Raw genomic sequence first — 26438 nt, forward strand, 5'->3', positions numbered from 1 at the left:
CGCCGCAACGCTCGCCGGCTTCGTCAGCGCCAAAGCCGACGCAGTTGTGTGAATCCCGTAGCCTACGAGCGGAGACGGACGCCCGGACCGGCGGTTGCGTCACGGGCAGCGTCCAAAAAGACAACCCCCGCCCCCTCCAACGCCCGACGAACGGCCTCCAAATTCTCCACTGAGCTGCGACCCGGCCCCACCGCACTCTCCATGCGGCGAACGGTCTGCAGTGAGATGCCTGCGGCCTCCGCCAATTTGGCGCCGCTCCACCCAACAAGGGCCCGCCCAGCGCGTATCTGCTCAGCTGTCAGCACGGGATAGCTCTTTTAGTGCCGTTCATGGTATTTTTAGATTGATCCCAGCGAGTCGGTGTGGTACTAAAAGGATAATCACTTATCCGAGGCTCAAACTATGGGTTCGCGTCGAGGGACGGGCGACTCTGTGCGCCCGCATACCAACTCACCTCGATCAGGTTCCGGCGGGGCTGCCGCAATCGTCGGCGGAGCCTGTTGGAGGGTAACTTCCGACAGTGCAGCAGCCGGTGAAGCCTGGCTGCTGCTCGACAGTGAGATCAACCAACTGTCCCGGAGTTGGGCTGCATTGGAAACGCAGATGGCGCGGGAGTTCGGTTGGCTTTCGCTCTCTCAAGTCGAGCGCCGGGCACTTCCGCAGGCCGCAGAGATGTTCGAGATCGAAGAGCGGCTTGATCGGCTGTCAGACGAGCGCGAGCACCGGCTGACGTCCTTAGCCATGCTCAAAGCCAAGGACCTTCACGGCGTCGCCAGCAAGCTCGCCATCGCCGCCCGCGTCCTGCAGCACGAGGGCGGCCCGGCCCACCAACTCGTCGCCGACGCGGTGAACGCACTGGCCACCCGATGCTGCCCTGACTGCGGAGCCCCCTATGTCACCGGAGCTGCGCGCCAGTAACCACCGCGTCAGCCGGCCCACCGCAACGCCCCTGCCTCTCCACGCCCGGCTGCGACGACTGCTGAAAGCGCTTGCCGGTGAAGCCACGCGCCAGAAGCTGGCGACATGGCGCATCGTCTCCGTCGGCACGCTGAGCCGCCGACCGACCTCTTCGACTACCAGCAAGACCCGCCGGTCGCCTCGCGCCCGGCCAAGCCCGCTTATGCGCCGATCATCGTCACTGACGATTGGCCTCGCGCCCTGCCCGTCACCGACCACGAAGCGCGGGTCATCGAGGCCTTCTTCGCCGATCTGCTCGACGAGTTGTTCGGCCCCACTCCCTGACACTCTGGAGATATCGCCATGGGCAGGTTGATCGCCCCCACCTCGTCCTCGGCGCCGTCGAGGGCGGCGCTCTACTTGCGTGTCTCAACCGGCCGTCAGGCCGAAAGTGACCTCTCCATTCCCGACCAGCGCCGCCAACTTGAGGCTTACTGCGCCGGGAAGAACTGGGACATCGCCGAACAGTTCGTCGAACCCGGCAACACCGCCACCGATGATCGCCGGCCGTCGTTCCAGGCGATGATCGAAGCGGCCATGCTCAGGCCGCCGACCTTCGACGTGATCGTCGTCCACTCCTTCTCGCGGTTCTTCCGCGATCAGTTCCAGTTCGAGTTCTACGTCCGCAAGTTGGCCAAGAATGGCGTGCGGCTGGTCTCGATCACCCAGGAGCTGGGCGACGATCCGATGAGCACCATGATGCGCCAGATCATGACACTCTTCGACGAGTACCAGTCCAAGGAGAACGCCAAGCACACCCTGCGGGCCATGAAAGAGAACGCCCGCCAGGGCTTCTGGAACGGCTCACGGCCGCCGCTGGGCTATCGCGTGGTCGTGGCCGAACAGCGCGGCGCCAAGCTCAAGAAGAAGTTGGAGATCGACCCTATCCAGGCGGAGAAGGTCCGGAAGATCTACCGCCTCGCCCTCTTTGGTGTGGATGGGACGGGACCGATGGGCCTCAAGGCCATCGCCACCCACCTCAACGACCAGAACATCCGTACCCGCGATGGTGGCCGGTTCGGGATTGGCGCCGTGCACCACGTCCTGACGAAGACGACCTACAAGGGCGAGCATCGCTTCAACTATCGCAACTACGTCACCAAGGCGCCGAAACCCGAATCCGAGCACACGGTCAGCGCGGTCCCGGCGATCGTCAGTGAGGCGGAGTTCCAGGCGGTGCAGGATTCCCTGCGCCTTCGCAGCTCCAGCTTCATGCACCCCAGATTCGTCGCCGCAGGAACCCTCCTGGGCGGCATCTGCTTTTGCAGCCTGTGCGGCGGAGCCATGACCCTGCGCACCGGCAAGAACGGGCGCTATCGCTACTACACCTGCTCGACCAAGGCACGGATCGGCAAGGAGGGCTGCACCGGCATCACCGTGCCGATGGAGAAGCTCGACAACGCCGTCGCCGACCATCTGGAGCGACGGCTGTTGGAGCCTCAGCGTTTGGCGATTCTCATGGGCAATGTGCTCGACCATCGCGGCGAGTGGATCGAACGTCGCCGCTCTCATGTCACCGAGCTACGCCAGCGCGCAGCCGAAGCGGCCGCCAAGCTGACTCGTCTCTATGCAGCGATTGAGGACGGCTTGGCTGCCTCGAGCGAGGAAGGACTCAAGGACCGGATCGCCGAGCTTGCCGTGATCCGTGATGAAGCCCGCGCCGACGCCGAGAGAGCCGAGGCCGCCATAGATAAGCTCGGACCGACCCTCACCCCGGAGCGCCTCGAAAGGTTCGCTCAAGCGGCCAGGGAACGGATGCGGGCGCCGGATGGCTCATACCGCCGCGAGCACCTTCGCGCGGTCGCCCAGCGCGTCGAGGTGATCTCAACTTCCGAGATCAAGATCATGGGTTCGAGGACGGAACTACTCCGCACTCTAGCCGCGTCGGGGGGAGAAGAATCGGCGATCCTGCGAGTTCGCAGTTTCAAACCGAAGTGGCGCGCCCGGAACGATTCGAACGTCCGACCCTCAGATTCGTAGTCTGATGCTCTATCCAGCTGAGCTACGGGCGCGCAGTGCCTTTCGGCGAAGGCGCGGAACCTAGTCGGGGAGGCTTCGCTTGGCAACCCGGGGAATGAGAGAAATTTTCATCGCCTCGTTTTCCGCCGTCAGAGCCCCGGAAGTCGACCACCAAGACCACGCAGAATGGCCCCGCCGAGACCCGGCGCGCCAAGTGGCGACTGGGGTTTCTGGCCGCGCCCTTCCGGCGAGCCGGCCTCCTCGCCGCCGCCCATGCCGGCCATGTCCATGCCGAGCATCGTGGCGGTCTGCGACTTGTAGCGGACCTTCAGCGTCCAATCGATGTTCCAGAGGGTCTTCGGATCAGCCGGGCGCGGGGGATAGGAGATGTTGGTCTCCCCGCCATAGGCGGCCAACTGCACCATGGCCTGGGGCGCGATCCTTAGCACCTCCTGGGGGATCGTGCAGTTGGTGACGGCTGGGCCCATCAGCGCCTTGGAGGCGACCAGCCGGGCCAGGTCGGCGTTGCTGAGATACTCCGGCAGGGCGAAGGCCGAGGCCTGGATCTCGCTGGAGGACCACATGACCATGGTCTCGTCCTCGCCGGCCCCCACCGCGGTCGCCAGATAGCCGCGGGCGTTGGCCACCGGGTTCCAGCTCAGCTGCCCGGAGGCCGCGTTGCTGGTCAGTTGCAGCGGCCCGAGGAAATCCTGCCCCGGGGTCAGGGCGAACTGGATGTCGGGGCTGTAGTTGCCCCGGATCAGATGGTCGCCGATCAGCGAGCCGCCGGCCGGGACGGTGGTCCGGGTCTTTTCGTTCGGCCACTCGCCATAGGTGGCGTTGCGACCTGGCGAAGGCGGCTGCATCGCCGTGACAGCCAGGCTGCGCGACAGCGCCTCCAGTCCGGCCGGAGCCTGGCCGGCGGCCATCTTGGCGAAGTCGATGACAATCGGCTGGCCGGCCTTGGCGTGCTGGCCACAGCCCCAGAAGATCAGCATCCGCCCCTTGGGCTTGTAGTTCTCAGGCATGGCCGCGGGGGTTTCCTCGACCCGCTGCTTCGGCTGCGCCCTGGGCGTCAGCAGGGGCAGGCTCTGGCCGGCCCGCAGGGCGGCTGGCGGCACGTGCTCGGCCGTCGGCGCGGCGGGCGCCTTGCGCGACGAACCCAGCTGCAGCGAGAGGGTCTTGGAGACGTTCGAGCCGCCGCCCATGGCCGCGCCCATCATCGAGGCCATGGAGGGCCGTTCGCCGCCGCCCATCATCCCCCCAAAGCCGGAGGTGGTCTTGGCGCTCATCCAATAGGTCGCGACCGGACCTGTGACCTGTTGCTTGGTCTGCGCATCCGCGCCCCCGGCCATGACGGCCGCACCGGCCACGAGAGCCGTCGCCCTAACCCACTGCATCGTTTGCTTTCCTACGAAATCGAACACGGGTCTCTGAACCCTAGACTCGACTGCGCCGGTCGGCAAATTCGACGAAGACCGCTACGGCAACGACGAAACCCGCCCTCGCCTCGGATGCGTCTATTCGGGCAGGTCGCGCCAGCCCCGGACGCCAGGCCAGGGCTGGGCCTCGTAGACCCCGCGCGCCACCGCACGGGCCAGCACGTCGGCGGCCAGGGCGCCGATCCGGGCGATGGTGAAGTCGCCGCCCTCGCCCAGCGGCCGCACGCCGGTGGAGACCGCGAACACCACATCGCCGTCGAAGGGCGCGTGGATCGGGCGGATGGCCCGCGCCAGGCCGTCCTGAGCCATCACCGCCACCCGCTTGGCCTGGGCCGGGGTCAGCGCCACGTCGGTGGCCACGCAGGCGATGGTGGTGTTCATCCGCTCGGCCGGGTCGGCCTTGGCCAGTCCCCAGACATCGCCCGGAGCCGATAGCCCGGCCGAACCCAGGCCGCCGAACTCGCCCGCCACCTCGTAGGGCGAGGCCCAGAAGGTGCGCCCGCCAGGGGCCACCACCGACCCGAAGGAGTTCACGCAGACCACGGCGCCGACCGTGATCCCGTCGGCCGCGACGATCGAGGCCGAGCCGACCCCGCCCTTCAACCCGCCGGCCATGGCGCCGTATCCCGCGCCGGCGGTTCCAAGCTGGAAGTCGCGCCCGGCGGCGGCCACCGCCTCGCGGCCCAGCCGCCGATAGGGCGGGTCCTCGCCCCAAGCGCGGTCGCCGCCATTGGCGAGGTCGTAGAGGATGGCGCCAGGCACCACCGGCGAGCGTGGCACCCCGGTGGTCGAGACCAGGCCATAGCCGCGCCCACGCGCGCCTAGCCACGCCACCACGCCGTCGGCGGCGGCTAGGCCGTAGACCGACCCGCCCGACAGCACGATGGCGTCGATCGCCTCCACTAGGTTCTCGGGCGCCAGCGCGTCGGTCTCGCGCGTACCCGGTCCGCCGCCGCGCACGTCGCAGGCGGCGACCGCCCGATCGTCGGGCAGGATCACGGTCACGCCCGTGCGGGCGGCCGCGTCATGGGCCTGACCCACGGCCAGCCCTGGAACATCGGTGATCAGGTTGCGCGCTCCGGGCGCGGCCGCGGCTTTTTCACTCATATAAGTATCGAAAGCACGGCTTCGCATTTGTTGTCCACGCACGCATGGCTATGGTGACGCTCCCCTCCCCACTCCGTCTTGCGTGGTTCTTCGTGTTGCAGCTCAAGCGTCTCGCCGTCGCCTCCCTCGCGCTCGCCCTCTCGGCCTGCGCCACGGCGCAAGCCCCCGCCCCCGCGGTCCGGGCCGCCGCCGTCGCGCCGGCCTCAGGTCCGAAGGTCATGGTCTCGGCGGCCAATCCGCTCGCGGTGGAGGCAGGCCTGAACGTGCTGCGCCAGGGCGGGTCGGCGGTGGACGCCGCGGTCGCCGTGCAGGCGGTGCTGGGCCTGGTCGAGCCGCAGAGTTCGGGGCTCGGCGGCGGCGGGTTCCTGACCTATTACGACGCCAAGACCAAGAAGGTGATCGCCTATAACGGCCGCGAGACCGCGCCAGCCGGCGCCACGGCCGACATGTTCCTGGACGCGGCGGGCAAGCCGCTCTCGTATCCGGACGCGGTGACCAGCGGCAAGGCCACCGGCGTCCCCGGCGCGGTCGCCATGCTGTCGATGGCCCAGGCCCGGCACGGCAAGCTGGCCTGGAAGGATCTGTTCGGCGACGCCGAGCGCCTGGCCGACCAGGGCTTCGTGGTCAGCCCTCGCCTGGCCGGGATGATCTCCGCGCCCTTCCCCCAGACCGGGACCGCCGACGCCAAGGCCTATTTCACCAAGCCAGGCGGCCAGCGCTACCAGGCCGGCGACATGCTGAAGAACGCCGCCTACGCCGCCACCGTGCGCAAGATCGCCGCCGAGGGCCCCAAGGCGCTGCTGGAGGGCGAGCTGGCCCAGGCTATCGTCGCCAAGGCCGCGCAGGATCCGCGCCCCGGCACGCTCACCCTGACCGACCTCAAGAGCTACAAGCCCAAGGTGGATAACGCGGTCTGCCGCCCCTACCGCGTCTATGTGGTCTGCGTGCCCAATGCCCCGTCCAGCGGCGTGGCCCTGCTGGAGGCGCTGGGCATCCTCTCCAACACCGACATCGCCGCGCGCGGCCCGACCGATCCCCAGGCCTGGTTCCTGTTCACCCAGGCCAGCCGCCTGATGTACGCCGACCGCGACCGCTATTTCGGCGATCCTGACTTCACCCCGGTCCCGGTCGAGGGCCTGCTGGAGCCGGCCTATGTGGCCGAGCGCGCCAAGCTGATCGGCGACGTGGCCGGCCCCGCCCCCGCGCCCGGCAAGCCGCGCGGCGCCGGCAAGCTGGCGCCTGACGCCACCCTGGAGCCGGGCGGCACCTCGCACTTCGTCATCGTCGACGCCGCCGGGAACGCGGTCTCGATGACCACCACGGTCGAGAGCATCTTCGGCACCGGCCGGATGGTCGGCGGCTTCTTCCTGAACAACCAGCTGACCGACTTCTCCTGGTCGCCCAAGAACACCGACGGAACCCAGGCGGCCAATGCGGTGGCGCCGGGCAAGCGGCCGCGCTCGTCCATGGCCCCGACCATCATCCTGGACCGCGACGGCAAGTTCTATGCGGCCCTGGGCTCGCCGGGCGGCAACTCGATCCTGGCCTATAACCTCAAGGCCCTGGTGGCGGTGCTGGACTGGAAAATGCCGATGCAGGAGGCCTTCAACCTGCCCAACCTGATCGCCCGTGGCGACAACATCGCCTCAGAGCCCGCCCGGTTCGCGCCCGGCGTGGTCGAGGCGCTGGCCGCCAAGGGCGTGACCTTCAAGGGCAGCGGCGGCGAAGGCTCGGGCCTGCACGGGGTGATCATGACGCCGCAAGGTCTGCAAGGCGGCGCCGACGACCGCCGCGAAGGCGTGGCCAAGGGGTTCTAGGCCCGCCGCCAACTCAGGTCCTCACAAGGGCCTGTGTGGACGTCGTCGCCCCCCAAACTCGTCATCCTCCGGTCGTCTGAAAGACGATCCGGGGGACGTTGGCGGCGGCCTCAGCCACATTCTGCGAACTCAGCTTGGGTCCCCCGGATCAGCCTACGGCTGACCGGAGGATAACGAGTTTGGCGGGTGGCGGCTCGGCCGAACCCTCAGGCCTCGGCGTTCTTGGCCCGGCGGCCCTTGAGAGGCGGCGCCTTCACGGGCGCGCCGGGCAGGCGCAGCTCGAACACCGAACCCTCCGGCCCGGTCTGGGATAGCGAGAGATCGCCGCCGTGGCCCTGGGCCAGCTCACGGGCGATGGCCAGGCCCAGGCCCGCGCCGCCGGCCCGCGTCGAGCCGGCGAACGGCTGGAACAGACGCTCGCGCGCCCGCTCGGACACGCCGGGGCCGTTATCGGCCAGGCGGATGACGCTGGCCCCGTCGTCCTCGAACAGCGAGACCTGGATCGCGCCGGGCGTCATGCGGGCGGTTTGCTGCTCCACCGCCTCGCGGGCGTTGCGCAGCAGGTTCACCAGGATGCGGTGCAATTGGTCGGGGTCGGCGTTCACCTGCTCGCCGGCGTCCACCAGCGAGATCATCCGAACGCCCTCGGGCGACAGCCGCGCCTCCTCGGCAGCGGCCTCCAGCACGGGCCCCAGCGGCAGCGGACGGGCGTCGGGCGCCGCCTCCTCGGTCTTGCCGTAGGTCAGCACGCCGGTGGCGAGCTTCACGGCCCGGTCGAGGGCGCGCTCCAGGCGCGGCATGGCTTGGGTGACCTGCGGGTCGTTCAGCGCCGCCAACCGCTCGGAGGCGATCTGGGCGCTGGTCAGCATGTTGCGCAGGTCGTGATTGATCTTGGCGACCGCCTCGCCGAGCGCGGCCAGCCGGGCGCGGGAGGAGAGCGCGACGCGCAGTTCGTCCTGCATCCGCTCCAACTGGACCTCGGCGCGGCCGATCTCGTCGCGACGGCCGGAGGGCTCGATCCGCGCTGCGGCGTCCTCGGGATCGGACGCGAAGCGCTCCATCGAACGGGTGATCCGCTGCATCGGCCGGACCAGGAAGTAGTTCAGCGACAGATAGACCAGCCCGCCGGCCAGGGCCGACACGAAGGCCATCACCGCCAGCAGGCGCCAGAGATAGACCTTGAGCTCGGCCTTCAGCTCGGCGTCGGGCGCCACGACCTCGATGAACTGGGCCTTGTAGAAGCGCGGCTCGGCGATCACCCGGACCATCCGGCCCTCGCCGCCGCCGAACAGGGTCTGGAACGGCGCGCTGAGCCAGGATTCCGGGGCCTGGTCGCGCAGGTCGACCAGATAGGGCGGCCGGGCCAGCTTCGGCCCCGGCACCTTCAGGAAGCGGTTGCCGTCATTGTCGAGGATGGCGACGGTCTGGACGCCGGCGCCCTGGCGCAGCTGCGAGGCCAGGGCCTCGCTCAGCACCTGGTCGGGCGCGGCCTCGGTGGCCATCGAGGCCAGTTCGGCCGCCCGCACGCGGTCCAGCAGCCATTGTTCTTCGAAGGACGCCAGCGCCGGGGGAAGCGCCAATGCGCCGGCTCCCGCCACGAACAGGACGGTGAGCAGCAGCAGACGCGCAGACAGGCCGCCGGGCCAGAAGAAGCGGCGCCTGGGCGGCCTTATGGGCGCCGGGGGAGAGGGGGCGTCCGCCATGACGACTCCCCCGTTACTGCACGCCGAACGTTTCGGCAACGCGGCGTAGCTCCACAGGCGAGTGGAATCGGCCCCTGCGCCTCAACTGGCGCCTACCGCAGCAGCCACGGAATCAAAGCCGTCGCGGCGCAGGCAGGCCGCCAAGTCACGCTTGATTCGGGTGACCAGGCCCGGCCCGCCGAACACCATGGCCGAATAGAGCTGCACCGCGCAGGCGCCGGCCCGGATCTTGGCGTAGGCGTCGGCGCCCGAACCGATGCCCCCGGCCCCGATCAGCGCGACCCGGCCGGCGCTGGCCTGATGGAAGGCGCCCAGCATCTGGGTCGACAGCCCGGTCAGCGGCGCGCCGGACAGGCCGCCCGCCTCGCCCGCGTGCTTGGAGGCCAGACTTGGCCGGGTGATGGTGGTGTTGGAGACGATGATGCCTTGCAGGCCGTTGGCGACCACGGTCTCGACGATGGCCTCGATCTCGCCGTCCTCCAGGTCCGGCGCGACCTTCAGGAACATCGGCACCCGGCCTTGCGCCGGCAGGCCGTCGCGCGCCTGCGCCAACCGGCCCAGCAGTTCCTCCAGCGCCGCCTTGGTCTGCAAGGCGCGCAGACCCGGCGTGTTGGGCGAGGAGATGTTGATCGTGAAGTAGGAGGCCAGCCCCCACAGCCGGGTCAGGCCGGTGACATAGTCGCCGATCCGGTCCTCGGCGTCCTTGTTGGCGCCGATATTGGCGCCGACGATCCCTGGCCCACGGCGCCCCAGGCGCGCGGCGAAGGGCTCCAGCCCCTCGTTGTTGAAGCCCATGCGGTTGATCACCGCCTGGTCCTCGCTCAGCCGGAACAGGCGCGGACGCGGATTGCCGGCCTGGGCCAACGGGGTGACGGTGCCGCATTCCACGAAACCGAACCCGGCGCGCAGCATCGGGCCGAACACCTCGGCGTTCTTGTCGAAGCCGGGCGCCAGACCCACGCAGTTGGGCAGGGCCAGGCCCGCGACCTGCGTCGCCAGGATCGGATCGTCGCCGCCCGAGCCGGGGCCAAAGCCCGCCTGCAGCGCGCGGATGGTGAAACGGTGGGCGTCCTCGGGGTCAAGGACGTGCAGCAGCCGCGCGGCGATGTCGTGCAGGCTCATGCCAACTCCCCAAGGTTCGGAACGTCGCCCTCGCCCAGCGGGGCGTCGGTCACCGCCAGCACGCTGGCGACGGACAGTTGACCGTAAAGGTGCGGAAACAGGTCCCCGCCCCGCGAGGGTTCCCAGACCAGGGCCGCGCCCAGATCGTCAGCCTCGATCGCAAGCACCACCAGATCGGCCTTGCCGGCGAAATGGCGGCGCGCGGTCTCGGCCGCCTGGGCGGCGGTCGAGAAGTGGATGTAGCCGTCGGCGAGATCGACCGCCGAACCGGTGAAGACGCCAACGTCCTGCGCGGCTGTCCATTCGTCGCGGGCGAGGATCTTGTAGATGCGGCTCACGCTCAGCCCTTCGGATAGAAGAGGCCGTCGTAGGACGGGCGGCCGGCGGCGTCGAACAGGAACACGGCCGCCGAGGCGGTCGGGAAATTGGCGTGCGCCCGCGCCATCAGCGTCGAGGGCGCCGAGCCCTCGGCCAGCAACCGGATGGTCAGTTCCTGCAGGCCCGGATTGTGCCCGACGATCATCACCGCTTTGGAGCTCTGGCCCGCGCCCTCGGCCAGCTGGCGCACGACCCGTTCCTCGGCGTGATAGAGACTCTGCTCGATACGCGAGGCGGCCTGCGGGAACGCGCCTTGCGCCGCCGCCCAGGTGCCGCGCGTGCGGGCGGCCGGAGACACCAGGACGACATCTGGGATCAAGCCCAGGTCGGCCAGGGTCGCGGCCATCGCCGCCGATTCCCTGACCCCGCGCTCAGTGAGTTTGCGGTCGAAGTCATCGCCGCTCGCGGAGTCCCGCTCCGCCTTACCGTGCCGCAAGAGAATAAGCCGATCCATGAACGCTCCGCCGCGCCCCCGCTTGATAACGCGCCCCCAAGCGCCGCAGCAGGTCTCATAGCGGGCCAAGAGCGATACGCGAAGCTGTTGACAGCGAATGAGCTTGGCGGTCCAAGCGTCGGATGACCGCCATTGCGATCCCGACAGGTGAAACCGACGGCGGCGTGCACCGCTTTCCGGCCGACCAGCCCCTGCGCCTGGACTCCGGCGCCCTGCTCAGCCCGCTTGAGGTCGCCTACAAGACCTATGGGTCGCTGAACGCCGACAAATCCAACGCCGTCCTGGTCTGCCACGCCCTGACCGGCGACCAGCACGTGGCCTCGACCCACCCCGTCACCGGCAAGCCGGGCTGGTGGAACCGCGTCGTCGGGCCGGGCCTGCCGCTTGATCCGGCCCGCCACTTCATCATCTGCGCCAATGTGGTCGGCGGCTGCATGGGATCGACCGGCCCGGCCTCGGTCAACCCGGCGACCGGCCAGCCCTACGCCCTGACCTTCCCGATGATCACCATCGCCGACATGGTCCGCGCCCAGGCGATGCTGGTCGAGGCCCTAGGCATCGAGACCCTGTTCGCCGTGGTCGGCGGCTCGATGGGCGGTATGCAGGTGCTGCAATGGGCCGCCTCCTATCCGGAGAAGCTGTTCTCGGCGATCTGCATCGCCGCCGCCGCCCGCCACTCGGCCCAGAACATCGCCTTCCACGAGGTCGGGCGCCAGGCGATCATGGCCGATCCCGACTGGCGCGCCGGCGCCTATGAGGGCCAGGGCGTGCGCCCCGAAAAGGGCCTGGCCGTCGCGCGGATGGCCGCCCACATCACCTATCTGTCGGAGACCGCCCTGCAGCGGAAATTCGGCCGCGAGCTGCAACGCGACGGCCTCAGCTGGGGCTTCGACGCCGACTTCCAGGTCGAGAGCTACCTGCGCCACCAGGGGGCCAGCTTCGTCGATCGCTTCGACGCCAACTCCTATCTCTACGTCACCCGCGCCCTGGACTATTTCGACCTCGCCGCCAGCCACGGCGGCGTGCTGGCCGAAGCCTTCCGCCGCGCGCGGCACGTGCGGTTCTGCGTGCTCTCGTTCTCGTCGGACTGGCTCTACTCCACCGCCGAGAGCCGCGACGTGGTGCGGGCGCTGAACGCCGCCGGCTGCCGGGCGAGCTTCGCCGAGATCGAGACCGACAAGGGCCACGACGCCTTCTTCCTGGACGAACCGGCGCTGGATTCGGCGCTGCGCGGCTTCCTGGCCTCGGCGGCCGAAAAGCGGGGACTGGCGTGAGCCTCACCATGCGCGACGACTTCAAGGAGATCCTGCGCCTGGTGCGTCCCGGCGCGCGGGTGCTGGACGTCGGCTGCGGCGAGGGCGAACTGCTGGAGTTGCTGACGCGGGAAAAGCGCATCGACGGCCAGGGGCTGGAGCTGTCGGGCGAGGGCGTGGCCGCCTGTCTGGCGCGCGGCCTGGCCGTGGTGCAGGGCGACGCCGACCGCGACCTCGACCATTTCCCGACCAAGGCCTTCGACTACGCGGTGCTGTCCAAGACCCTGCAACAGGTCCGCGATCCCAAGCACGTGCTGTCGGAGCTGCTCCGGATCGCCGACCGCGCGGTGGTGTCGCTGCCGAACTTCGGCCATTGGCGGGTGCGCTGGGCGCTGGTCACCACCGGCCGGATGCCCGAGACCAAGGCCCTGCCCGAGCCCTGGTGGTCGACGCCGAACATCCACCTGTGCACGCTGCGGGACTTCACCGACCTGTGCGACCTGCTGGAGCTGCGGATCGAGACCTGTTCGGCGCTGATCCCCGGCAAGGCCGCGCGGATGGTCGATCCCTCGCGGCCGATCGAGAACTGGCGGGCCGAAACCGCCCTCTTCCTGCTAAGCCGAAAGGCGGAGCCGGCGCCTCCAGGTGCGCCAGCCCCGCCTCCCGGGGACCTCTTCGAATAGACCCGCCCAGGCGCCGGGGGAGAACGCCTGGGCCGTCAGGAGAGCCATTTGGGCTGCGGGCGTCCCGCCGCGGCCATCAGGCTGAGGAGCGCCAGGCTCCCTTCGAAGAGGCAGAACGCGGCCACGAACAGGACCGGCGTTTCGACTAACGCACTCGGGTCAAAGGCGACGAGGACGCCGGCCAGCCCCAGGCAGGCGATCGAGCCGGCCAGGGCCGCGCGCGAACGCCAAAGGGGCGGCCGACCGTAGGTCCGGCGTGCGAGGCTCACCAAAACCGCGGCGATCGCAAGCAGACCTCCAGCCAACATCGTCATCGTAAAATACTCCGTCAGAACAGGAACCGGACCACGACACGGCCGTCATAGGCCTCGTAGTCGTCACGCACTTCGCCGCCGCCTTCGATGGCGAAGTCGAAGTATTCGCCCTGCCCGCGAAGGGCCAGGCGCAGCACCGGTCCGCCGCCCGAGAGATCGGGAGCCGACAGGCTGAAGGCAGGGCCTCCGGCGACGAAGCGGGCGGTCGTGACGTCCACTCCATCGCCGGCTGCCTGACGCCATCCGGCGGTCAACTCGGGTATCCAGACAAAGGCGCTCTCCTCGCCGAACCTGGCCCCGAAGGTGACGCCAGCGAAGGCGCTAAGCTGATTGCTCGACCGCTTGCCGATCTCCAGGTTCACGGCGTCGCCGCCGCCGCTCTCGGTGCGGCCGTCTTCCTTCAGCAGGAAGTAGTCGGCGGTGACTTGAGGCTTGGCGAAGAAGCGGCCGGCGCCGAGCAGGTAGCTCAGGCCGCCGTGCGCGGAGAACGTGCCGCCGCTCCAGTCGGACTTGGCCGAACGGTTGAGGCCGGCGGTCGGGTCGGAGACCACGCGGGTGCTCTTCAGCGAGGCGTAGCCCCCGGTCAGGCCGAGATTGGCGGTCAGCCCGCCGACGCTGTCGCGCCAGTAGACCCCGGCCGAGAACACCTGGCCGCCGAGCGATTCGGCCGCCGAGGCGAAGCTGTCGTCCACGTTGACGTTCACGAAGCTGGTCATCAGGCCGAGCGTGCCGTAGCCGGTGCTGGGCGCCTCGACGCCGCCGGCCAGGCCGAAACCGTCGGCGTCGTAGCTGGCCGAACGATCCAGGTCGCGCTTGACCAGGAAGGCGATCTCCTGGGTCCAGACCCGCAGGCCCTGGTCGGTCATCACGCCCTTGTCTTCGTCGATCGCCCGGTTGGTGGCGTCCGACGCCGCCGCCAGGCTGTGGAACAGGCTGCCCGAGAAGTCCGGCAGGAACTGGTCGTAGAGCGAGACGAAGCCCTTCTCGTCGGTCTTGGCCAGCAGGGCGTCGCTGACGGTCTTGTCGCGGTCGAAATTGGCGAACACCGCGTCATAGGCCGCGGCCTCGGCGCTGTTCAGCCCCGCTTCCGTGGCGGTGCGGCGGCGCACGTCGGCCAGCAGCGAGTTCTGCGCGCTATCGACCCGCAGTTCGGCCTTGTAGAGCCACGGCGTCGAGCCGAGCAGGCTCTGGTCGATGGTCCCTGAGGTCAGCGTGCCGGCCTTGATCAGGGTGAAGGTGGTCGGGGCGGCGAGCTTGGAGGTGAAGCGCAGGCCGACCTTGGAGCCGGTCGCCAGGTCCGCGACGCCGGCGACGTTCAGCATCGTCGCCTTGCCGGCGGCCGGGTCGGCGGTGAGCACCAGCTCGCCGGTCGATCCAAGGTTGAGCGAGGTCAGGTTGATGGCGTCGACGTTGGTGGCGGTCAGCCGGCCCTTGGCGATGTTGACGGTCAGGCCGCCCCCGGCGTCGGTCAGGGCGCCGGTCATCTTGGCCCCGCCGTCGATCACCAGGCTGTCGGCGCCCGAGCCGAAGGCCACGGCGCCGTTCAGCACGCCGGCCAACAGCTCCAGGCGGCCCGCGCCCGAGCCGAACAGCACGTCGCCGGTGATGGTCGGGACGACCGTGGTCGAGGCGTTGGCGCCCTGGCGCACGGTGACGCCGGCGGTGTTGGCCCGCAGGTCCAGCGCCACGGCCTTGCCGGTCACGCTCGCGGAGTCGGTCGGCACGATGGCCGCGGTGATGGTGTGGACGTTCTCGATCGTGCGCAGCGAGCCCGAGGCGTCGAGGATCGCGGTGGCCGAACCCTTGGACCCGGTGATCCCGGCGGTGATGGTTCCGGAGTTGCCCAGATAATCCACCGAAGCGCCGGCATCGATCTGGATCGCGCGGACGTCGACGGCGTCGGCTGTCGAGGTCGAGGCCTTGATAGCCCCGCCGTCGACCAGGATTTTCGGCGTGCTCACGCCGGCGCCCAGTTGCAGGCCCACGGCGCCGGCCTTCACCGAGGCCGCGTTGACGGTGCCCGAGACGCGGACGCCGCCGTCGATGTTCACCTTGCCGCCTTGGCCGCCGAGTTGGACGCCCTTGGCCGCCACTCCGTCATAGGTGCCCAGGCCCTGGACCGTGCCCTTGATGTTGAGGCCGTAGGCGTTGACCCCGGTCCCGCCGACGCCGAGACGAATGTCGCGGGTGTCGGAGCCGATCTGCATCCCGGCCCCGGAGCCGTAGGAGGTGATCTGGCCGGTGGTTTCCTGCGCGTCGGGAACGCCGTCCTTGTCTTCGTCGGCGTCCTTGGGATCCAGGTCGGCCGGCGGGGCGTCGACCAGGACGCCGCCGAACACGTCGCCGCGGATGCGCACGGCCGGGCCGCCGATCAGCAGGTCGTCGGCGTCCAGCTTGGCCACGGCCGTCTCGACCGGCCGGGTGGTGTAGCGGAAGCCGGTGGCGACCACCGAATTGCCGATGACCAGCTTGCCCCCGACATTGTCGTCGGCGGCCACGCCGACCGAGCCTTGGCCCTGGACCGCGACGGACGACAGGATGGCGACGTCGCCGCCCACCGTGCTGGTCGCATGAACGCCGTAGGACCGGTCGCCGGTGACCGCGATCGCGCCGGCGGTGCGCAGCGAACCGTCGATCGCCGTCTCCACCGAGATGCCCGCCGAATCATTGCCTTCGATGGTGATCGTGCCGCCGGCCTGGACGATATTGCCGTGGAACGCGGCCGGACCGGTCACCCGCACGCCATAGCGGCGCGCGCCGGTGGCGAACGGCCCGTCGATGTCGCCGTCGGAATCGGTGTCCTTGGCCTCGGTGGTTTCGTCGATGGTGATCGACCCGGTCGTCTTCAGCTCGCCGGTCATGCCGCCCAGCACCAGGATACCGGTGGCGTCGTTGGCGTTCTGGATCTTGATCGCGCCTTCGTTGGTCACGTTGTTGTTGCTGTTCAACGTGATCGCCGTCCCGCTCGTCGGCTGCACCACGCCGGCGCTCGACACCTTGATGTCGTCGCGGGCGCCATTGGCGGCGGTGGCGGTCGCCACGGGCGTGGTGATGCTCGTCGAGATGACGGTCTCGGCCTGGGCCGCGCTTGCCAACAGGCACAGCGGTGAAGCGGCGGCGAACAGGACGTGGCGAAGGCGCATGATCACTCCAGTCGGACCTCACGACGTGGCTTGCGGCCACAGGTCCATGTTATGAAGACGACGAGGTGTTACACGTCGCGTATAAATACGTTTCGTAATTACTGTACATAGCCCCGTCAAATGTCGCAAGATGGCTTTGCGGCCCACATCCGCCGCGAGCGTGAGGAGTACAGAGATGCCAAGAAGCGCGGTCGACCCAGCGCGAGCGGCGGTCACCAAGAGCCTGCGCCAGGAGGCCGGGCGCTGGCTGAAGGCTGGCCGTGAGGCCGCGGGCCTGACCCAGGCCGAACTGGCGGAACGCGTGGGCTTGCGCTACTACACCTTCGTCTCACAGGTGGAGAGCGGCCTGGGCCGCGTCCCGATCGAGACGCAAGGCGCATGGGCGGAGGCCGTCGGCCTCAATCCCGCCGAATTTGCACGCACCTTGCTGCGTTACTACGAGCCGGAACTCTACCGGCTGTTGTTCGGGGAAGCCGCCGAGGACGCGCCGTTCGCGCGCCTGGCGGGTAGGGGCTAGGAACCAGCGCCGTAATGACCAACGTCGTCGCGTTCGAACCACGGCCCAGCGCCGGCGGCGGCTGGACCGCTGCCGAACGCGACCGGCTGTCCGATCTGGCTGACCGCCTGTCGGCGAACGGCGCGAAGGTCGAGGTCGTCTACGGGATGACCGACGAGGGCGACCCCTGGTGCGTGATCAAGGATGAGAACGAAGAAGTCCTGATCCACGTCGCGCGGATCAACGGCCAGTTCGTGATCCACGACGCCTCGGCCGACGCCGTGCAGGAAGGCGACACCCTGTGGAGCGCCTGCGACCGTCTGCTGGGCGGCGACTGGCGCGAGATTCGCGAGGACGTCGTCGTGTCGCTGAGCGCCCGCCAGGTGCAGAGCCTGATCGCGCTGGTGGTGGCCGGGACCTTTATCTACGACGTCGAACACGCCGAGGCCGCGGTCGCGGCGCCCCACGACGAGACCCCGCCCCCGGCGCCGATGCTGATCTCCCCAGGCGCGACCGAGGCCGCGCAGGCCTCCACCGAGGAACAGCGCCAGGATCTGCTGGCCCTGCAACAGACCGCTCAGGACGACGCCCCGCCGGTGGCGGCGACGGCCGAACCGGCGACTGAAATCCCGGTCGCGACGACAGAGTCCCTGGACCCTGTCGACACCACCGCCGTCGATGCGCCGACTGATGACGCGACCCCGGTCATGGCGTCGATCGCCGCAGCCGAGGACCCCGCCAAGGGCCAGGTCTTGCAAGGCTCGGACGGCAACGACACGCTGCGCGGCGGCGACGGCGACGACACCCTGCACGGCGGCGCGGGCCAGGACAGCCTGTCCGGCGGCGCGGGCGCGGACCATCTCTATGGCGGCGCGGGCGCCGACACCCTGGACGGCGGCGGCGCGCCGGAGGGGCGGTTCGACTTCCTCGACGGCGGCGACGGCGACGACCAGATCAACCTGGCCGCCACGACCATCGCCCAAGGCGGCGCGGGCGCCGACACCTTCGTCGTCGCCCACCCGGCGCCCGGCGCCCTGCTCGGCGTGATCCTCGACTACTCGACAATCCAGGGTGACCGCCTCGTCGGCGCCGACGGCAAGGACGTCCACGTCCTTGGACGAACCGAACAGCCCGACCTGTTGGGCGGCGTTCATGGGTTCAACACCAGCCTCGTCTCGAAGAATCCGACCCCGCCCACGCCTGGCTACCGCGTTGACGTCGATCTGGACGGCGACGGCAAGGAGGACGGCTATCTGCTGGTCGGCGGCGGGTTCAAGGCTCCGGTGAGCGCCAACGGCGAGACGCTTTCCGGCTATGGGCTGGCCGACAGCCTCGCCGGCGTCGGCGGGCTCGAACGTCCCGCAGACGACGGGTCGTTCCTCTTCTAGGCCTCAGCCGGCGATGGCAGCGGCGTCGCGGTCGCCGGTGCGGATCCGCAGCGCCTGCTCCAGGTCCATCACGAACACCTTGCCGTCGCCGATCTTGCCGGTGTTGGCCGTGCGCGCCACCGCCTCGATCACCGTCTCGGCGATGTCGGAGGGCACCGCGATCTCCAGCTTCACCTTGGGCAGCAGCTTCACCTCGTACTCGGCGCCGCGATAGACCTCGGTCTTGCCGCGCTGGCGGCCATAGCCCCGCACCTCGGTGACGGTCAGCCCTGAGGCTCCGGCCTCGGTGACGGCCTCCAGGACTGCGTCCAGACGGCTCGGCTTGATCACCGCGACGATCATCTTCATGGCGAAACTCCAGGGCTCGGAACGTGCCGCTATCGCGTAAGGCTAGGGCGAACCGACGCCCCATCCAAGCGCTTCGCTAAGGTGAAGGTTCCGGCGCCCGCGAAACAGGCGCCCGATTGGCTGGCAGCGGCGAAAGTCCGGGCCGAACGGTGGAGACTCGGGCCCGCGCCACCTTGGCCTTGACCGCGAAGGTCTCCTTCACCGCCTCGGTCAGCACCAGACCGGCAAAGCCGGGCCAGAGCCGTGAACCGGCCTGCTCGAACCCCTCGGCCGCGCCGGCCATCCACGGGACCGGCGGCACATAGAGCGCGCGGGTCCAGCCGGTGGGCTCCAGCTCGGCCTCGCGCAGCAGCTCGGCCAGCTGGCTGCGGGTATAGGGCCGGCCGTGGCCGAAAGGCGTCTTCTCGGCGTTGGCCCACAGGCCGTTGCGGGCCGCGGTCACCACCACCACCCGGCCGGTCGGCGCCAGCACGCGCCAGACCTCGCGCAGCAAGGCGAGCGGATCGCGGCTTTCCTCCAGGGTGTGGACCGCCAGGATGCGGTCGAAGAAGGCGTTCTGGAACGGCAGCGCGTCCTCTTCCGACAGGCAGGCCAGGTTGCGGGCCTCGGCGGGCCAGAGCTCCACCCCCTGCTGGGCCGGCATCGCCGCCACCACCCGGCGCGCGGACGGCCGGATCGATCCCAGGAACGGCGTGGCGTAGCCCAGGCCCAGCACGTCGAGATCGCGCGCGTCGCCCCAGGTCTCGATCACCTTGCGGCTCACCATTTCACGCGCCGCCCGCCCGAGCGGGGAGGCGTAAAACTGGCGGAGCTCGAGGACGTCGCGGCGCATCTGGCTTATGCTCGACTTGTTTGCAGACCGACCTTAAATCGCAAACGAATTCAGAAGTCCCTAGGGGAGACGAGATACGTGTCGATCACCGTCCATCAGTTTCCTTGCCTGTCCGATAATTACGGCTTCCTGGTCCGCGACGACGCGACAGGGCTGGCCGCCTGCATCGACACCCCGGACGCGGGCGCCATCCTGCGCGAGCTTGACGCGCTAGGCTGGAAACTCGCCCTGATCCTCAACACCCACTGGCATCCCGACCACGCCGGCGGCAACGCCCAGGTCAAGGCCGCCACCGGCGCCGTCGTCGTCGGTCCCAAGGAGGTCGAGCGCATCGGCCAGGCGCCCGACCGCGAAGTCTCTGGCGGCGATCAGGTCACGCTCGGGCAGACCTTGCTGGACGTCATCGAGAGCGGCGGCCACACGCTGGGCCACATCGCCTATTTCGACGCCGCCGACCGCGCCGCCTTTGTCGGCGACACCCTGTTCGCGCTCGGCTGCGGCCGCCTCTTCGAAGGCACGCCGCAGCAGATGTGGGACAGCCTGCAACGGCTGGCCGCCCTGCCCGACGAGACCAAGGTCTACTGCGCCCACGAATACACCGCCTCCAACGCCCGCTTCGCGCTGTCGGTGGACGACGAGCCGGCCCTGAAGGCCCGCGCCGAGGCGATCTTCGCCGCCCGCGAGCGCGGCGAGTGGACGGTGCCCACCACCATCGGCCTCGAAAAGGCGACCAACCCGTTCCTGCGGGCGCCGCAGTTGGCGGGCCGCCTCGGGCTCGCCGGCGCTCAAGACTATGAGGCCTTCGCCGCCGTGCGGACCGCCAAGGACAACTTCAAGGGCTGAGGTCCGTAACGCGGCGCGGGAGAGCTCTTGGCCTCGATCAGCACTATTCTTTTCCTGCTGCTGGCGGTGATCGTCAGCGGGACCCTGGCGCGGCTCAGCCGCCTGCCGCTGCCGCTGGTGCAGATCGCCCTGGGCGCGGCCATCGCCGTGTCCGTGGTCCCGACCGTCGACCTGCAGCCGTCGATCTTCTTCCTGCTGTTCCTGCCGCCGCTGCTGTTCCTCGACGGCTGGCGCATCCCCAAGGAAGACCTGTTCCGCGACCGGGCGATCGTGCTGGAGCTGGCGCTCGGGCTGGTGATCTTCACCGTGCTCGGGGTCGGGTTCCTGATCCACTGGCTGATCCCGTCGGTGCCGCTGCCGGTGGCCTTCGCCCTGGCCGCCATCCTGTCGCCGACCGACCCGATCGCGGTTTCCGCCATCGCCTCACGCGCCCCGATCCCCAAGCGGATGATGCACATCCTGGAGGGGGAATCGCTGCTGAACGACGCCTCGGGCCTGGTCTGCATGCGCTTCGCTGTGGCCGCCGCCATGACCGGCGCCTTCTCGCTGGGCGAGGCCTTCGTCTCGTTCCTCTGGGTCGCCATCGGCGGCCTGGCCATCGGGGTCGGCGTCACCTGGAGCGTCACCAAGGCCAAGAACTGGGTCAGCGCCAAGCTCGGCGAGGACACCAGCGCCCAGATCCTGATCAGCCTGCTGATCCCGTTCGGCGCCTACCTGCTGGCCGAACACTTCGGGTGCTCGGGCATCCTGGCCGCGGTCGCCGCCGGCGTGACCATGAGCTTCACCGAACAGAGCGGCCAGGCCCTGGGCGTCACCCGCGTGCGGCGGGCGGCGGTCTGGGACACCATCCAATACGCTCTGAACGGCGTGATCTTCGTCCTGCTCGGCGAACAGATGCCCAGCATCCTGGCCCGCGCCACCGAGACCGTCCGCATCACCGGCCACCAGGAACCCTGGTGGCTGGCCGTCTATGTCCTGGCGATCACCGCCGCCCTGGCGGCCCTGCGGTTCCTGTGGGTGTGGGTCTCGCTGCGCTGGAACATGTTCCGCGCCGTCCGCCGCGGCCAGGTTCCACCGCCGATGAGCTGGCGACTGGTGGCGGCCATGTCCTTCGCCGGGGTGCGCGGCGCCATCACCCTGGCCGGCGTGCTGACCATCCCCTTCGCCCTGCCCGACGGCGCGCCCTTCCCGGCCCGCAACCTCGCCATCTTCCTGGCCGCCGGGGTGATCATCGTCTCGCTGGTCGTCGCCAGCATCGCCCTGCCGCGCCTGCTCAAGAACCTGGAACTGCCGCCCGAGCCGTCCCACCAGAGCGCGATGGACAGGGCCCGCGTCGCCGCCGCCCAGTCGGCCATCCGAGCGATCGACAAGGCCCAGCACGCCATGGCCAAGGGCCGCGCGGACGCCGACCTCTATACCGACGCCTCGGCCAGGATCATGGAGCTCTATCGCCAGCGGATCGACAGCCGCCAGCAAAGCCCCGAGGCCGCCGCCCATAACCAGAAAGTCGATCAGATCGAACGCCAGCTGCGTCTGGCCGGCCTGCGCGCCGAGCGCGACGAGATCTTCCGCATGGCCCGCCGCCGCGAACTGGACGAGGAGGCGGCGCGCCGGATGGTTCGCGAAATCGACCTGCTGGAAGCCCGCTACGGCTGACCGCGCTCTGCGCCGCCAGGACCGTTGGCCAGGAGCGCCGCTACGCGGCCCCCTCACCTAACCTCTCCCGAGGGAGAGGGATCTTATGTGCCTCGATGATCGGTCGCGCCCTAACCCAGCACCACCACCGAGTCCGACAGTTCGTTGGGATTGTCGTCGTCGCGCGGCGGGAAGTGCTCGGCCAGGATCGTGCCGCAGAGCGCGATGGCGTCCTCGAAGCCGTCGGCGGGACGCCCGGCCTTGAACCCGTCGATCAGCCGCTGCATCGCCCCGTCCCAGGCCGCGTCATTGACCTTGGCGGCGATGCCCTCGTCGGCGATCAGCTCGGCCATGTGCTCACTGGCCGAGACATAGATCAGCACCCCGGTGCGCTCGCGCGTCGACTGCAGGTTCTTGGCCAGGAACTGCTCGTGCGCCCGGCGGCGCACCCGCTCGCGCTTCAGCGCCCGGGGCGTCATCCACCGCCGTATCGGCCCGATGGCGACCAGGATCGCCACCAGCACGAACAGTACGCCCTGCAGCAAGATCGCCCCGCTCAGCGCGCCGCGCGCCGCGGTCTCGGCGGCCGAACTCATCTGGGCGGCCGACCAGCCGCCGCCAAAATCGTCGGGCGCGGTGACATGGACGCCGAACGCCAGCAGCACCGCCGGCGCGGCCAGCGCGGCGATCGCCCCCCAGGCGATGGGCACTTCCAGATAGTCCGAGGACTCGGCGGCCACCACGCAGTAGATCTCGCCGGTCGTCCCGAGCTCGGCCGCCTTCACCGCGGCCTCGACCCGCGCGCGGTCAGATTCCGTCAGCATCCCTACCAACTCCCCGAAGCTCCGCCGCCGCCGCCGGACCCGCCGCCGCCGCCAAAGCCGCCCCCGCCAAAACCGCCGCCTCCGAAGCCGCCGCCGCCCCAGTCGCCGCCGCCGCGACCACCGCCTCCTCCGCCGCCGTTCAGCAGCAGCGGCAGCAGCCACCAGAGGCCCCGGCCGCCGCGCCGTCGGCCAAAGCCGCCGAGCACGCCGCTGAGCAGCCAGAAGATGATGAAGATGACCAGGATGGTCGCCGGCCCGATGCTCTCGCCGCCCTGCGCCTTGGCCGGCGCCGCGGCCGCCGCGCGGGCCTCCTCGTCAGGCAAGGAGAGCTGCTGGATGAGACCGCGGGCGCCGTCGACGACGCCAGCCTCCATGTTCCCGGCCTTGAAGGCCGGCAGGATCCGCTGATTGATGATCACGCTGGACAGGGCGTCGGTCAGCACCGGCTCCAGGCCATAGCCGACCTCGATCCGCACCTTCCGCTCGCTGGGCGCGACGATCAGGATCGCGCCGTCGTCGCGCTCCTTGCTGCCGATGCCCCAGGTGCGCAGCAGCTGGTAGCCGTAGTCCTCGATCTCGTAGCCCTGCAGGTCCGGCAGGGTCGCCACGACCAGCTGGCGGCCCGTCTGGGTCTCCAGGGTCGCCAGCTCGGTGGTCAGTTCCGCCTCGACCTGCGGCGACAGGATATTGGCGTTGTCCACCACCCGCCCGGTCAGCGGGGGGAACTTCGGCGCGGCGGCGAACGCCGCACCGACGCTCAGCAGCAGGACCAGGACCGCGAGGCGAAAGACGCCCCGCGGTCCCGCAAGCCTTGTCATTGGGCGTTGGCCGCCGCCGGCGCGGGCGCGGCCGGCGCGCCGAAGCTGACATTAGGCGCCGACTGCGCCGCGGCGTTGGCCGCGAAGGTCTGCATCGGCTTGGCCCAGCGGTGCACGGTCCCGGCCCACAGGGCGCCGGGGAAGGTGCGGATCTCGGTGTTGTAGCTCTGGACCGCGGCGTTGTAGTCGCGCCGCGCGATGGCGATGCGGTTCTCGGTGCCCTCGAGCTGGCTCTGCAGGGCCATGAAGTTCTGGTTCGACTTCAGGTCCGGATAGCGCTCCTGGATCATCATCAGCCGGCCCAGCACGCCCGACAGCTGGTCCTGGGCGGCGGCGTATTTCTCGAAGGCCGCGGGGTCGGTGATGGTCGAGGCGTCGACCTTGACCTGGGTCGCCGAGGCGCGCGCTTCGGTGACCTGGGTCAGGACCTCGCGCTCCTGGGTGGCGTAGCCCTTCACGGTCTCCACTAGGTTCGGGATCAGGTCCGCCCGGCGTTGATACTGGTTCTGCACCTCGGCCCACTGGGCCTTGGCGGCTTCGTCCTTGGTGGGGATGGTGTTGACCCCGCACCCGGCGATCAGCATAGGCGCCAGCACGATCAAGACCGCACGCGCGACGCGGTTGCGAAGAATGGTCACGTGAGAATTCTCCCAGGCCTGCGCCAAGTCCGAGCTTGGCTGGCGCTATCATTGGCCCGGCCCGTGGCCCTATGCAATCTCTGGACGATTGCCCCCTACTTCCACGCCCCGCACGGGCGGCGTCGGCTTCAGGCCGAACAGCGGCCGCAGCAGGTTCACCCGCCGGACGATCTCGTAGGTCAGGAGGCAGGTCGCGAAGGTCCCAATGATCAGGATCGCGGCCTCCAGGCCCTGCGGCAGGTCAAGCCTGGCCAGGTGATAGCCGGCCACCACGATGAAGGTCTGGTGGACGATGTAGAACGGGAACACTCCGAGCGTCAGATAGGTCAGCACCGGTCCGCCGCGGGTCAGGTGCTTGGCCCCGAAGCCGAGGATGGCGGCGATCGCGCCCCATTGGTCGACACCGTAGGCCACGCGGGCGATCAGCAGCACCGCGTCCGGCGCCGGCTCGTCTCCGCGATAGGCCATGCGAATGGCCACGTAGGCGCCGTAGCCCAGCAAGGCCAGGATCAGGGCCGGCCAGCGGACCCTGATGAAGGCCGCCTTCAGGACCTGCGACTTGGCGGTCAGGAACCCGAAGACGAAGACCCCGAACGACAGGGCATGGTTGTACCAGTCGTCGACCAGGGCGTGGGTGATGTCGAAGATCGGAAACAGCGTCATCCGCAGCACGATCAGGCAGACCATCGGCCAGACCAGCAGGCCCCAGCCTGACAGCGCCCGCTCCAACCCTGCCTCCAACCGGCCCACGGCGCCGCGCCCGACCTTCAGCAGGCCGGCCAGGATCAGGCTGTAGATGAACAGATAGGCCACGAACCACATGTGATTATAGGTCGGCGTGATCAGCGGCTCGCCATCTGGCCGCCAATGGCCCGAGGCGGTGACGTACTTGCCGTAGAAGTCGAGGACCGAGCCCGAGTAGCCGAGCTTCTCGACGATCTCGTAATAGGTCTGGGGCGGCACGATCACCAAGACGGCGAACAGCAATGGCGGCAGCAGCCGCGCCGTCCGCGCCTTGGCCAAACCGCCCGCGCTCAGCTTGTCGGCCATGAACCGGGTCGCCGCCCCCGACACCAGGAACAGCAGGGTCAACCGCCAAGGATTGGTGATCAACATCAACGGCTCCAGCGCCGCCACCGGATGGGGCGACTTCACGTGGAAGCCCCAGGGCACGTAGAACATGCCGACGTGATAGAGAATCAGCAGGAAGAAGGCGCCCACCCGGATCCAGTCGAGGTCGGGGCGGCGTTCTGAGGAAACGGCGGAGGTCATGGCGTGAGCTCTGGGGTGGACGAGATCAGCCAGTGTTCGGTGATGTCCGCCCGGCGCGGGAAGCGCCCAGGTACGCGCGGCGCGGCCATCGGGACGGGCGGAGGCCGGGCGTGACGAGCGGCGATCTATCGGGGATGAACGGGATCTTCTGGCGGCGCGCCTTCCCGCTGTTCGCCTTGACCATCCTGGCGCTCAACACGGTCAACATCTTCACCGAGATCCAGGACAACCCCGGCGTTCACTGGATCTATCCGCTGATCCAGCAGTACACGAGCGCGCTCAGCGCCATCGCCTGTCTGCCCATCGCCCTGCTCGCCTACCGCATCGCGCCCCTGGACAGCCGGCCGCGCTGGCGGGTGCTGGCCGTTCACATCACCGCCCTGCTGATCTTCTCGAGCGTCCACGTCCTGGGGTTCTATGGCTTGCGGCTGCTGGTCTTCGCCGCCCTGGACATCCCCTACCAGTACGTCGTCCCCGACCGCTTCATCTATGAACTGCGCAAGGACGGGCTCGGCTATTTCATCGGCCTCACCGCCTTCTGGGCCCTGCTGCGCGCCTATGGCCGACCGCAGCAAGGTGAGGCCGCCACGACGTCTCCCGCCACCTTCGACATCCGCGACGGGGCCAAGGTGGTCAGGGCCCAGGTCGCCGACATCCTCGCCGTCAGTTCGGCCGGCAACTATGTCGAGTTCGTCCTGGCCGACGGCCGCAAACCGCTGATGCGTTCCTCGCTCACCGCCATCGAGGCCGAGCTGACGCCCCACGGCTTCGTGCGCACCCACCGTTCCTGGCTGGTCAACGCCGCCCGCGTCACCGAACTGCGGCCTGAGAAGTCCGGCGACTACGCGGTCGGCCTCGGCGGCGTGGAGGCCCCGCTCTCGCGCCGCTTCCCCGAGGCGCTCGCCCGGCTGCGGGCGGGATAGCGAGACTTCAGATCCTCTCCCGCTGGGGGCCTGTTGCGCTACGCCCGCTGCGAGTGAGTTGGGTTGATGTTGGCGGGCCTGGGGCTGCC

The 26438-nt window shown here is 69.4% G+C and carries 26 protein-coding genes, 1 tRNA gene and 1 pseudogene; 11 read left to right on the forward strand and 17 right to left on the reverse strand.

Going from position 1 to position 26438, the window contains the following annotated elements; all coding sequences use genetic code 11:
- Positions 1 to 62 precede the first annotated feature (62 nt).
- On the reverse strand, positions 63 to 305 hold the full coding sequence (locus ASE02_RS22030) for a helix-turn-helix domain-containing protein (RefSeq protein WP_082602062.1): 243 nt from the start codon (positions 303 to 305) through the stop codon (positions 63 to 65).
- A gap of 298 nt (positions 306 to 603) precedes the next feature.
- Here ASE02_RS22030 and ASE02_RS13455 point away from each other — a divergent pair, with 298 nt between their 5' ends.
- The 3 genes and pseudogenes from ASE02_RS13455 to ASE02_RS22985 all read left to right on the forward strand — a co-directional run.
- Positions 604 to 918 (forward strand): hypothetical protein, encoded by a 315-nt coding sequence (locus ASE02_RS13455; protein ID WP_056735046.1) that lies wholly within the window; start codon positions 604 to 606, stop codon positions 916 to 918.
- Between the two features lie 105 nt (positions 919 to 1023).
- A complete protein-coding gene (locus tag ASE02_RS13460; RefSeq protein ID WP_056735049.1) occupies positions 1024 to 1242 on the forward strand; it encodes a hypothetical protein in 219 nt (72 codons plus the stop codon).
- Positions 1243 to 1260: 18 nt separating this feature from the next.
- Positions 1261 to 2316, forward strand: a pseudogene (locus ASE02_RS22985) (recombinase family protein); the annotation flags it as partial.
- A gap of 162 nt (positions 2317 to 2478) precedes the next feature.
- On the opposite strand, the gene ASE02_RS22990 reads toward ASE02_RS22985, so the two are convergent.
- From ASE02_RS22990 to ASE02_RS13490, 4 genes are all read right to left on the reverse strand, one after another.
- Positions 2479 to 2697, reverse strand: coding sequence for a hypothetical protein (locus ASE02_RS22990; RefSeq protein WP_056735055.1), 219 nt, complete (start codon positions 2695 to 2697; stop codon positions 2479 to 2481).
- A gap of 195 nt (positions 2698 to 2892) precedes the next feature.
- Positions 2893 to 2969, reverse strand: a tRNA-Arg gene (locus tag ASE02_RS13480).
- Positions 2970 to 3065: 96 nt separating this feature from the next.
- The gene (locus tag ASE02_RS13485; protein WP_156406047.1) at positions 3066 to 4316 is read right to left on the reverse strand and encodes a hypothetical protein; all 1251 of its coding nucleotides are present in this window, start codon (positions 4314 to 4316) and stop codon (positions 3066 to 3068) included.
- 120 nt (positions 4317 to 4436) lie between these two features.
- Complete coding sequence (locus tag ASE02_RS13490) at positions 4437 to 5465, reverse strand: P1 family peptidase (protein ID WP_056735057.1); 1029 nt, start codon at positions 5463 to 5465, stop codon at positions 4437 to 4439.
- A 50-nt stretch (positions 5466 to 5515) separates the two neighbouring features.
- Here ASE02_RS13490 and ggt point away from each other — a divergent pair, with 50 nt between their 5' ends.
- Positions 5516 to 7282, forward strand: coding sequence for a gamma-glutamyltransferase (gene ggt / locus ASE02_RS13495; RefSeq protein WP_056735058.1), 1767 nt, complete (start codon positions 5516 to 5518; stop codon positions 7280 to 7282).
- A gap of 206 nt (positions 7283 to 7488) precedes the next feature.
- Here ggt and ASE02_RS13500 read toward each other — a convergent pair whose 3' ends face one another.
- The 4 genes from ASE02_RS13500 to ASE02_RS13515 form a co-directional block, all read right to left on the reverse strand.
- Complete coding sequence (locus ASE02_RS13500; protein ID WP_056735059.1) at positions 7489 to 8985, reverse strand: sensor histidine kinase; 1497 nt, start codon at positions 8983 to 8985, stop codon at positions 7489 to 7491.
- An 81-nt stretch (positions 8986 to 9066) separates the two neighbouring features.
- Positions 9067 to 10107 (reverse strand): quinone-dependent dihydroorotate dehydrogenase, encoded by a 1041-nt coding sequence (locus ASE02_RS13505; RefSeq protein WP_056735060.1) that lies wholly within the window; start codon positions 10105 to 10107, stop codon positions 9067 to 9069.
- Complete coding sequence (locus tag ASE02_RS13510; RefSeq protein WP_056735061.1) at positions 10104 to 10445, reverse strand: DUF952 domain-containing protein; 342 nt, start codon at positions 10443 to 10445, stop codon at positions 10104 to 10106. The genes ASE02_RS13505 and ASE02_RS13510 overlap by 4 nt, the downstream gene beginning before the upstream one ends.
- Positions 10446 to 10447: 2 nt before the next feature.
- On the reverse strand, positions 10448 to 10939 hold the full coding sequence (locus ASE02_RS13515; RefSeq protein ID WP_056735062.1) for a histidine phosphatase family protein: 492 nt from the start codon (positions 10937 to 10939) through the stop codon (positions 10448 to 10450).
- Between the two features lie 122 nt (positions 10940 to 11061).
- Between ASE02_RS13515 and ASE02_RS13520 the strand changes: the two genes are divergently transcribed.
- Positions 11062 to 12213 (forward strand): homoserine O-acetyltransferase, encoded by a 1152-nt coding sequence (locus tag ASE02_RS13520; protein ID WP_056735063.1) that lies wholly within the window; start codon positions 11062 to 11064, stop codon positions 12211 to 12213.
- Entirely contained in the window at positions 12210 to 12875 is a 666-nt protein-coding gene (metW, locus tag ASE02_RS13525; RefSeq protein ID WP_235536695.1) for a methionine biosynthesis protein MetW, read from the forward strand. Before ASE02_RS13520 ends, metW begins: the two co-directional genes overlap by 4 nt.
- A gap of 35 nt (positions 12876 to 12910) precedes the next feature.
- On the opposite strand, the gene ASE02_RS13530 is transcribed toward metW, so the two are convergent.
- A complete protein-coding gene (locus tag ASE02_RS13530) occupies positions 12911 to 13189 on the reverse strand; it encodes a hypothetical protein (protein WP_056735065.1) in 279 nt (92 codons plus the stop codon).
- A gap of 14 nt (positions 13190 to 13203) precedes the next feature.
- Entirely contained in the window at positions 13204 to 16332 is a 3129-nt protein-coding gene (locus ASE02_RS13535) for an autotransporter domain-containing protein (RefSeq protein WP_156406049.1), read from the reverse strand.
- Positions 16333 to 16507: 175 nt separating this feature from the next.
- On the opposite strand from ASE02_RS13535, the gene ASE02_RS13540 reads away from it, so the two are divergent.
- Positions 16508 to 16849, forward strand: a complete 342-nt coding sequence (locus ASE02_RS13540; protein ID WP_056735067.1) for a helix-turn-helix domain-containing protein — start codon at positions 16508 to 16510, stop codon at positions 16847 to 16849.
- Positions 16850 to 16863: 14 nt separating this feature from the next.
- Complete coding sequence (locus ASE02_RS13545; protein WP_056735068.1) at positions 16864 to 18216, forward strand: calcium-binding protein; 1353 nt, start codon at positions 16864 to 16866, stop codon at positions 18214 to 18216.
- 3 nt (positions 18217 to 18219) lie between these two features.
- On the opposite strand, the gene ASE02_RS13550 is transcribed toward ASE02_RS13545, so the two are convergent.
- Together ASE02_RS13550 and ASE02_RS13555 are read right to left on the reverse strand one after the other, a co-directional pair.
- On the reverse strand, positions 18220 to 18564 hold the full coding sequence (locus tag ASE02_RS13550; protein ID WP_056735069.1) for a P-II family nitrogen regulator: 345 nt from the start codon (positions 18562 to 18564) through the stop codon (positions 18220 to 18222).
- Positions 18565 to 18640: 76 nt separating this feature from the next.
- Complete coding sequence (locus tag ASE02_RS13555) at positions 18641 to 19396, reverse strand: class I SAM-dependent methyltransferase (protein ID WP_056735070.1); 756 nt, start codon at positions 19394 to 19396, stop codon at positions 18641 to 18643.
- Positions 19397 to 19474: 78 nt separating this feature from the next.
- Here ASE02_RS13555 and gloB point away from each other — a divergent pair, with 78 nt between their 5' ends.
- Together gloB and ASE02_RS13565 are read left to right on the forward strand one after the other, a co-directional pair.
- A complete protein-coding gene (gloB, locus tag ASE02_RS13560; protein WP_056735071.1) occupies positions 19475 to 20239 on the forward strand; it encodes a hydroxyacylglutathione hydrolase in 765 nt (254 codons plus the stop codon).
- A 27-nt stretch (positions 20240 to 20266) separates the two neighbouring features.
- Positions 20267 to 21895, forward strand: a complete 1629-nt coding sequence (locus ASE02_RS13565; RefSeq protein ID WP_056735072.1) for a Na+/H+ antiporter — start codon at positions 20267 to 20269, stop codon at positions 21893 to 21895.
- A 110-nt stretch (positions 21896 to 22005) separates the two neighbouring features.
- Here ASE02_RS13565 and ASE02_RS13570 read toward each other — a convergent pair whose 3' ends face one another.
- The 4 genes from ASE02_RS13570 to ASE02_RS13585 form a co-directional block, all read right to left on the reverse strand.
- The gene (locus ASE02_RS13570) at positions 22006 to 22698 is read right to left on the reverse strand and encodes a TPM domain-containing protein (protein WP_056735073.1); all 693 of its coding nucleotides are present in this window, start codon (positions 22696 to 22698) and stop codon (positions 22006 to 22008) included.
- Positions 22699 to 22700: 2 nt separating this feature from the next.
- On the reverse strand, positions 22701 to 23516 hold the full coding sequence (locus tag ASE02_RS13575; protein ID WP_056735074.1) for a YgcG family protein: 816 nt from the start codon (positions 23514 to 23516) through the stop codon (positions 22701 to 22703).
- Positions 23513 to 24100 (reverse strand): LemA family protein, encoded by a 588-nt coding sequence (locus tag ASE02_RS13580; RefSeq protein WP_082602065.1) that lies wholly within the window; start codon positions 24098 to 24100, stop codon positions 23513 to 23515. The genes ASE02_RS13575 and ASE02_RS13580 overlap by 4 nt, the downstream gene beginning before the upstream one ends.
- 123 nt (positions 24101 to 24223) lie before the next feature.
- Positions 24224 to 25426: an acyltransferase family protein gene (locus ASE02_RS13585; protein WP_056735076.1), complete on the reverse strand. Its 1203-nt coding sequence runs from the start codon at positions 25424 to 25426 to the stop codon at positions 24224 to 24226.
- 110 nt (positions 25427 to 25536) lie between these two features.
- Between ASE02_RS13585 and ASE02_RS13590 the strand changes: the two genes are divergently transcribed.
- Positions 25537 to 26349 (forward strand): LytTR family DNA-binding domain-containing protein, encoded by an 813-nt coding sequence (locus ASE02_RS13590; protein WP_156406050.1) that lies wholly within the window; start codon positions 25537 to 25539, stop codon positions 26347 to 26349.
- Positions 26350 to 26438: the final 89 nt, after the last annotated feature.

It is taken from the genome of Phenylobacterium sp. Root700, from assembly GCF_001429025.1.
GTDB lineage: Bacteria > Pseudomonadota > Alphaproteobacteria > Caulobacterales > Caulobacteraceae > Phenylobacterium.